Source organism: Fusobacterium varium (genome assembly GCA_021531615.1).
GTDB lineage: Bacteria > Fusobacteriota > Fusobacteriia > Fusobacteriales > Fusobacteriaceae > Fusobacterium_A > Fusobacterium_A varium_C.
Map to the genome: position 1 here is coordinate 1 of JADYUE010000067.1, position 6,214 is coordinate 6,214.

At 29.6% G+C, this 6,214-nt stretch carries 5 protein-coding genes; all 5 read left to right on the top strand.

From position 1 onward, the window contains the following. The first annotated feature begins 64 nt into the window (after window positions 1-64). The 5 genes from I6E31_12205 to I6E31_12225 all read left to right on the top strand — a co-directional run bounded on the left by I6E31_12205 (window position 65) and on the right by I6E31_12225 (window position 5,960). The gene (locus tag I6E31_12205) at window positions 65-862 is read left to right on the top strand and encodes a DUF1311 domain-containing protein (GenBank protein ID MCF2640722.1); all 798 of its coding nucleotides are present in this window, start codon (window positions 65-67) and stop codon (window positions 860-862) included. Window positions 863-903: 41 nt separating this feature from the next. Next, window positions 904-2,247 (top strand): CCA tRNA nucleotidyltransferase, encoded by a 1,344-nt coding sequence (locus tag I6E31_12210; protein ID MCF2640723.1) that lies wholly within the window; start codon window positions 904-906, stop codon window positions 2,245-2,247. Window positions 2,248-2,431: 184 nt separating this feature from the next. Next, window positions 2,432-3,169: a DeoR/GlpR transcriptional regulator gene (locus I6E31_12215; GenBank protein MCF2640724.1), complete on the top strand. Its 738-nt coding sequence runs from the start codon at window positions 2,432-2,434 to the stop codon at window positions 3,167-3,169. Beyond that, window positions 3,166-4,080 carry a 1-phosphofructokinase gene (pfkB, locus tag I6E31_12220; protein ID MCF2640725.1) on the top strand — a complete coding sequence of 305 codons (915 nt, stop codon included), beginning with the start codon at window positions 3,166-3,168 and terminating at the stop codon, window positions 4,078-4,080. The genes I6E31_12215 and pfkB overlap by 4 nt, the downstream gene beginning before the upstream one ends. 11 nt (window positions 4,081-4,091) lie before the next feature. Next, a complete protein-coding gene (locus I6E31_12225; protein ID MCF2640726.1) occupies window positions 4,092-5,960 on the top strand; it encodes a PTS sugar transporter subunit IIA in 1,869 nt (622 codons plus the stop codon). Window positions 5,961-6,214 lie beyond the last annotated feature (254 nt).

Genomic DNA, 6,214 nt, shown 5'->3' on the forward strand with positions numbered 1-6,214 from the left:
CAATTATATATTATGCAAGATATTTTATAGTTAGTAAAATTATAAAGAGAAGAGGGTGAAATTTATGAAAAAAATTACAATGTTATTATCTGCGATATTTATTTTACTTTTTAATATTTCTGATGCAAAAGCTGAAACTATTCAAGATGAGATTGCAAGAATAGAGGGGAAATCTTATGAGTATGAAAGTGATATTTCTAATGCTGAAACTCAATTAGAGATGAATCTTTATTCTGGAGATCTATATCAGCTTTGGGATGATGAGCTTAACTCTATTTGGAAAAGACTTAGTAAAGAGTTAACTCCTGAAATGAAGAAAAAGGTGCTTAATCAACAAAGAGCATGGATAAAAAGAAAAGATGAAAATGTAAAATCAGCTGGGGATATGGTTGATGGTGGAAGTATACAACCATTAGTACATAATTCAAGGGCAGCAGAGATGACAAGAACAAGAGTATATGTACTTGCTAAATATTTAGCTAATAATAGAAATGAGATATTTATAATTCCATCTGAAGTTAAAAAAAGTATAAATGAGGCAGATCCCAACTTAAATGATGTTTTTAAATCATTTGAAGGACAATGGAAAATAGATGAAAAACCTAATACATATATTGGTATTGAGAGAACAGATATGTGTTTATATGGAGTTGAAGGAAGCAATTGGACACTTTGGGTGACAGATGAAGTTGTTCTTTCTGATAAAGATGTATATAGTTATACAAAAGATAATATTATATTTAAAGTTTCACATAATGGTAAAAATAGTTTTTATAAACTTTCATTTACTTATGGTGATACTATTATTTTTGCATCTGGATCTTCTTTAGATAAAATGGATAATGTTATAACTTTTTATTAGAAAACTTCTGGAATAATTGAGAGAGCTGAAAGGATAAAAATATGGAAAAGATAAATCTATCTAAAGATGAAAAAGAGATATTAAAGATACTTCAAAAATATGGAGAGGGATATATAGTTGGTGGATATGTAAGAGATTCACTTTTAGGAATTGAGCCAAGTGATTGTGATTTTGTTACCAATTTAGATTATAGTAAACTTTTAGAGATATTTAAAGATTATTCACCTAAAGAGATAGGAAAACATTTTGGAATTATTCAAATAATTTACAATGGAAAAGCTTATGAGATAGCAAAATATAGAAAAGATATTGGCGTTCCAGAGGATAGGAAAAAGCAAGAGATAGAGTTTACTAATAATATAATGGAAGATTTGAAAAGAAGAGATTTCACTATTAATGCAATAGCCTATGATGGAAAAAATTTCAGATATGTTGAGGGAGCAGAGGAGGATTTAAAAAATAAAACTCTTAGATTTGTAGGAGATCCTATTGAAAGAATTAAAGAAGATCCTTTGAGAATAATGAGATTTATTAGATTTTTAGCTACTAAAAATTTAGAGAGTGCTTTTGAAATAGAAAAATTGAAAAATTATTTATATCTCTTAGATAAAATTTCAATGGAAAGAATAAGAGATGAGTTTAATAAGATAATTCTCTCTAAAAATATAGAGAAAGCTTTATCAATTTTAGAAAAGAGTGGAGTGTTAGAATATATTATTCCAGAGTGGAGTGCAACAATAGGTTTTGATCAGAAAAATCATCATCACTATTTAACAGTAGACGAGCATATAAAAAAGGTTGTTTCTCTATGTAATCAAGATTTAGAGTTAAGAATATCAGCTCTTTTACATGATATAGGAAAGCCACAAACATTTACACTAGATAGTGAGGGAAAAGGACATTTTTATAACCATGAAGTTGAAAGTGCTAAAATAGCAGAAAGTATTTTAAAAAGAATGAAATATTCTACAAAGGTAAGTAGTAATATAAGAAATCTTGTTCTTTACCATTTGAACACTTTTAAAAATGGTGGAAGAAAATATGTAAAAAAATTGATTAATGAGATGGGAAAAGATGAAGTTTTAAAACTGTTTAAGTTGATGGAATTTGATCGAATCGCTCATACTCCACCACATGATTTTAGATCCTTAGATGAGTTAAAAAGATTGTACAATGAGATTATAGAAAAAGATGAAGCTGTAAGTATAAAGGATTTAAAAATTAGTGGAAAGGATATTATAGAACTTGGAGTAGCTGAAGGAAAAGAGATTGGAAGGATATTAAAACTGTTATTTGAAAGAGTTTTGGAAGATTCTAATTTAAATAAAAAAGAGGTATTAATTAAACTAGCAAAAGAGATAATTGATAATAAAGAATTGGCTTAAAGAATTTTAGGTCAATTCTTTTTATTTTTATGAGAAAGATTAAATATTTTAAAAGTAGAAAAATAGATATTATTAAGAATTTTAAGAAACTTCTTGCAAGAAAATTAAAGTTTTTGAAATAAAATGATTGATTTTTTGAAAGAAAAGTGATATTATACAATTAATAGGAGAGGAGGTAGTCAAAATGTTAAATATCCAAAGATACAATACTATATTAGAACTTATAAAAAATAAAAAAAATATAAAGTTAAACGAATTGATAGAAGAGTTAAAAGTCTCAGAAGCAACAGTTAGAAGAGATCTGAACTTTTTAGAGGAAAAGGGAAAAATAAAAAGAGTACATGGTGGAGCAGTATTAGTGGAAAATAAGGAAGAGGATATTGTTTATAAAAAGATGGTATACTCTGAAGAAAAAGATATTATAGGAAAAAAAGCTGCTGCATTGATAAAAAATGGAGATATTATCTATTTAGATGCTGGAAGTACAACAGAGAGTGTAATAAAATATCTGAAAGAAAAAGAGGATATAAAAGTAGTAACAAATGGATTTACACATATAGAGGAACTAACAAAAGCAGGAGTAGAAGCCTATATAATAGGTGGAAAGGTAAAGTTAAAAACAGGTGCAACAGTTGGAGCAACAGCAGTTATCTCTTTAAAAAACTATAATTTTGATATAGCTTTTATAGGTGCTAATGGAATAACAGCTGATGGATATTCAACTCCAGATCCTGAAGAGGTAATAGTAAAAAGTGAAGCAATTAAAAGAAGCAAAAAAGTTTATTTTCTTTGTGATAGTTCAAAGTTTAAGGAAAATAGTTTTATGAACTTTGCATCATTAGAAGATGGAACTTTAATAACAGATGGAAATATTCCAAGAGAGTTAGAAAAAATTATGGAAGGAAAGGAGGAGAGAAAATGATCTATACAGTAACTTTAAATCCTGCAATTGATTACTACGTTGTAATGAAAGAGTTTGTTGAAGGAAATTTGAATACAGCAGAAGAGGGATACACTTTAGCAGGAGGAAAGGGAATAAATGTTTCTAAAGTTTTAAAAAACTTTGGAAAAGAAAGTGTAGCTCTTGGATTTGTAGGTGGGTTTACAGGTAGTTTTATAAAAGATGATATGAAAGCTTGTAACATAGCTGAAAGATTTATAGAGTTAGAAGAGAATACTAGAATAAATATGAAATTAAAAACAGAGAAAACTGAAAGTGAAATAGCTGGAAAATCACCAAAAATAAGTAAAGAGAACATAGAAAAATTACTAGATGAGATAAAGAATATAAAAAAAGATGATATTTTAATATTATCAGGAAGTGTTCCCAATACAATAGATAAGGGAATCTATGGTGAAATAATAGAAAAATTACCAGAGGGAACAAAGGTAATATTAGATACAAGGGGAGAACCATTTACAAAGGCATTAGATAAGGGAGTGTTTATAACAAAACCAAATATTGATGAATTATCAGAGTTCTTTCACAAAAAATTAGAAACAACAGAAGAAATTGTAGAAGCTGGGAAAAAGTTAAGGGCTATGGGAAGCAAAAATGTAATTATTTCAATGGGTAAAGAAGGATCAATACTGATAAGTGAAAAGGGAGTATACAAGGGAAATGCTCCTAAGGGAAAATTAATAAGCTCAGTTGGTGCAGGAGATTCAATGGTAGCAGGAATCACATATGGGCTTATAGAGGGAAAAGAGTTGGAAGAAGCATATAAATTTGGGATAGCATCAGGAAGTGCCACAGCATTTTCAGAAGGGTTGACAACATTTGAAACAATGGAAAATTTATTAAAAGAGATTATAATTGAAAAAATAGGGTAGGGGGATTAGAAATGAAAAACAGTAATCTTTTTTCTGAAAATTGTATAAATTTGAATTTAAAGGGAAGCACAAAAAGTGAAATAATTGACGAATTAGTTGAAATGCTTAATGCAGCAGGAAAATTAAATGATAAAGAGGAGTATAAAAAACAAATTTTAAAAAGGGAATCTCAAAGTTCAACAGGATTGGAAGAAGGAATTGCAATACCTCATGCTAAAACAGTAGCTGTAAAAATTCCTAGTATAGCTTTTGGAATTTCTAAAAATGGGGTTGATTATGAATCTTTAGATGGAGAGCCTTCTAAACTATTCTTTATGATAGCAGCTCCAGCTAATGCTTCAGATACTCATATAGAGATACTTTCAAAATTAACAACAATGCTTTTAGACGATGAGGTTAGAGAAAAATTATTAGAAGTAAAAAATCCACAAGAGGTAATAGAGATATTATCATTAGAAGATGAAGAGGAGAAAAAAGAGGAAGTTACAGAAAAAGTGGAAAATAGTGAATTTCCAGAAGTTTTAGCAGTAACAGCTTGTCCTACTGGAATTGCTCATACATATATGGCAGCAGATGCTTTAATTAAAAAAGCTAAAGAATTAGGAGTGAATATAAAAGTAGAAACTAATGGTTCAACAGGAGTAAAAAATATGCTTACTGATGAAGAGATAAAAAATGCAAAGGGAATTATAGTTGCTGCTGATAAAAATGTAGAGATGGCAAGATTTGATAGTAAAAATGTTGAGATAGTTCCTGTAAAAGAGGGAATAAAAAATCCTGAGGGACTTATAAAAAATGCTATTAATCAAACAGCACCTATATATAAAGCTGAAGGAAAATCTTCAGGAGTTTCAAATAAAAAGGAAAAAACAGGTTTCTATAAACATCTTATGTCAGGGGTATCAAATATGCTACCATTTGTTGTTGGTGGAGGAATACTTATAGCACTTTCATTTATGTTTGGTATTACTGCCTCTAACCCTAGCGATCCTAATTATAGTCCAATAGCTAAGCTTTTAAATGATATTGGTGGAGGAAATGCATTCTTCTTAATGGTTCCTGTTATGGCAGGGTTCATAGGAATGAGTATTGCAGATAGACCAGGATTTGCTCCTGCAATGGTTGGAGGATTGATCTCTTTAAATAATGGTGGAGGATTCTTAGGAGGACTTATTGGAGGATTCCTTGGAGGTTATACAGTTATTCTATTGAAAAAAGTTTTCAGTAAACTTCCACAAAGTTTTGAAGGATTAAAACCAGTTCTTCTATATCCACTATTTGGAATCTTTATAACTGGTGCATTGATGTATGGATTTATAGTTGATCCTATTGCTGCTCTTAACAATGGAGTAACAGAATTTTTAAAATCTCTTGGAACAGGAAACTTAGTTCTTCTTGGAATTGTTCTTGCAGCTATGATGGCAACTGATATGGGAGGGCCTATAAATAAGGCAGCATTTACATTTGGAATTATGATGATAACTGCTGGAGATTATGCACCTCATGCTGCTGTTATGGCAGGAGGAATGGTTCCACCTTTAGGAATAGCACTTGCAACAACTTTCTTTAAAAATAAATTTACAAAAGATGAGATAGATGCAGGAAAAACTTGCTATATCATGGGACTTTCATTTATTACAGAGGGAGCAATTCCATTTGCAGCAGCAGACCCTGTAAGAGTTATACCAGCAAGTATAATAGGGGCTGCAATAGCTGGAGGACTTACAATGTTCTTTAAAGTTCAATTACCAGCACCTCATGGAGGAATATTTGTATTCCCAGTAGTAACACATCCAATGATGTATTTACTATCAATTGTTATAGGTTCAGTAATTACAGCATTAATCTTAGGATTTATTAAAAAACCAGTACAAGAATAGTTAAAATTAAAAAATAGCCTTCTATGAGAAATTTAATCATAGAAGGCTATTTTGGTATCTATTTAATTAACTAAGTTTTTCAAAAGATTATTTAGTTTAAAATTTGATTTTTAAAACTATAATTTATTTTTCTTTCTCTTAATATCAGCTAAAATGAAATTCGGAGAAGAATATTAGAGAGAGTTACGAAATCTGACACTAAAAATTCCGACGTGTTTGAGACGAAGTCGAGTTTCGGAATTTTAGTCAGATGA

Coding starts and splice junctions, on each gene's coding strand:
- pfkB (MCF2640725.1), top strand. CDS start 3,166: ATGATCTATACAGTAACTTTAAATCCTGCAATTGATTACTACGTTGTA.
- I6E31_12205 (MCF2640722.1), top strand. CDS start 65: ATGAAAAAAATTACAATGTTATTATCTGCGATATTTATTTTACTTTTT.
- I6E31_12210 (MCF2640723.1), top strand. CDS start 904: ATGGAAAAGATAAATCTATCTAAAGATGAAAAAGAGATATTAAAGATA.
- I6E31_12215 (MCF2640724.1), top strand. CDS start 2,432: ATGTTAAATATCCAAAGATACAATACTATATTAGAACTTATAAAAAAT.
- I6E31_12225 (MCF2640726.1), top strand. CDS start 4,092: ATGAAAAACAGTAATCTTTTTTCTGAAAATTGTATAAATTTGAATTTA.